The organism is Pseudokineococcus marinus (genome assembly GCF_013004605.1).
In the GTDB taxonomy this organism is placed as follows: Bacteria; Actinomycetota; Actinomycetes; order Actinomycetales; family Quadrisphaeraceae; genus Pseudokineococcus; species Pseudokineococcus marinus.
The window spans coordinates 1-1,829 of the sequence record NZ_JABEMA010000448.1; the positions used below are offsets into that span (position 1 = coordinate 1).

At 80.5% G+C, this 1,829-nt stretch carries 1 protein-coding gene; it reads right to left on the minus strand.

Going from position 1 to position 1,829, the window contains the following annotated elements:
* Positions 1-426 precede the first annotated feature (426 nt).
* Positions 427-1,829: Zn-binding domain-containing protein (locus tag HLB09_RS16475; protein WP_171204383.1), on the minus strand; the 1,403-nt coding region annotated here is incomplete at its 5' end.

Here is a 1,829-nt window from a genome sequence, read left to right on the forward strand (position 1 = left end):
CGTGCGACGCCGCGGCGCACGTCGCCGTGCGGGGCGGGGCCCGGCTCGTCGACTGCACCGCCGGTGAGCTCGAGGTGGTGGTCGTCGTCGCGGTCGACGTCCCGGGCGCCCTGGGCGGGCTCGGACCGGCACGGGCCTCGGCACGGGCCGGTCCGCGGTGAGCCCCGCCCCCGAGCCCTTCCGAGGAGCCCTCCCGAGGAGCCGGTCCGAGGAGCCGGTCGGAGGAGCCGGTCGGACGAGCCGGGGCCCGGACCGGACCGGTCACCGGCGAGGCGGTCGCCGGCGAGCCGGGTCCCGCCCGTGCCCGTCCCGCACCAGCCGCGGCTCGGCGAGCAGGTGGGGTGGCGAGCGGGTGGGGCGGCGAGCGGTCGGGACGACGAGCGGGTGACCGCGGCGGGGCCGGCCGGCGGGATGCGGTGGACCGCCTCACCGCGGCGGGGGCGGCGCGTCCTCGTCGGCGTGCTCGAGCACGGCGCGCAGGAGGGCCACGGCGCCGGGCTTGCTCAGCGGCTCGTTTCCGTTGCCGCACTTGGGCGACTGCACGCACGCCGGGCACCCCCGGGTGCACGGGCAGGCGACCACCGCCTCGAGCGTCGCGCCGAGCCAGGCGCGCGCGGCCGCGAACCCGCGCGCGGCGAAGCCCGCGCCGCCCGGTGCGGCGTCGTGCACGAAGACCGTCGGCGCCCCGGTGTCGGGGTGGAGGGCCGTCGAGACGCCGCCGACGTCCCAGCGGTCGCTCGTGGCGACGAGCGGCAGGAGGCCGATGGCCGCGTGCTCGGCGGCGTGGGCGGCGCCGGGCACGTCGGGCGCGACCACCCCGTGGCGGGCGAGCACCTCCTCGGGCACCGTCCACCAGACGGCGGCCGTGCGCAGCGTCCGGGGCGGCAGGTCGAGGGGCTCCTCGCCGCCGACCGGCCGCCCGTCCCGGGTGCGGCGGCGCCGGAAGGACACGACCTGGCTCGTCACCTCCACCAGCCCCGTGCGCAGGTCCACCGGCCCCCAGGAGCGGTGCGCGCGCTCGGCGAGCACCCGGACGTCGGTGACCTCCCGCGCGGACGTCGCGACGTCGACGTCCTCGCGGCGCACGAGCGCCGTGGCCGCCTCGACGTCGAGGTGCTCCACGACGTAGGTGCGCCCGCGGTGCACGTGGACGGCGCCCTCGTGGACGCTCGCGTGGGCGGCCCCGGCGTCCACCGTGCCCACCACCCGGCCGGTGGTGCTCTCGACGACCGCGACCGGGGCGCCCCCGGCCCCCCGCAGGTCGAGGGCGTCGGCGGGGCGCCCGTCGCCCACCCAGAACCAGCCGGCGGCGCGCCGGCGCAGCAGGTCGCGCCGGACGAGGACGTCGAGGAGGGCGCGCACGTGGTCCGGGTCGCCGAAGCGGCCCAGCTCCTCGGGCCGCAGGGGCCGCTCGGCCGCCGCCGCGGCCAGGTGGGGCGCGAGGACGTGGGGGTTCTCCGGGTCGAGCACCGCCTCCTCCACGGGGCTGCCCACGACCGCCTCGGGGTGGTGGACGAGGTAGGTGTCCATCGGGTCCTCGCGGGCGACGAGGACGGCGACGGCGTCCTCGCCCCGGCGCCCGGCGCGGCCCACCCGCTGCCACAGCGACGCACGCGTGCCCGGCCAGCCCGCGAGCAGCACCGCGTCGAGGCCCGCGACGTCGATGCCCAGCTCGAGGGCGGACGTCGCGGCGAGGCCCCGCAGGCGACCCGACCGCAGCGCCCGCTCGAGCTCGCGGCGCTCCTCCGGGAGGTAGCCCCCGCGGTAGGCCGCCACCGCCCCGGCCGACGCCGGGCGCCTCGCGCCGACCCGCTCGGCCGCGTCGAGGG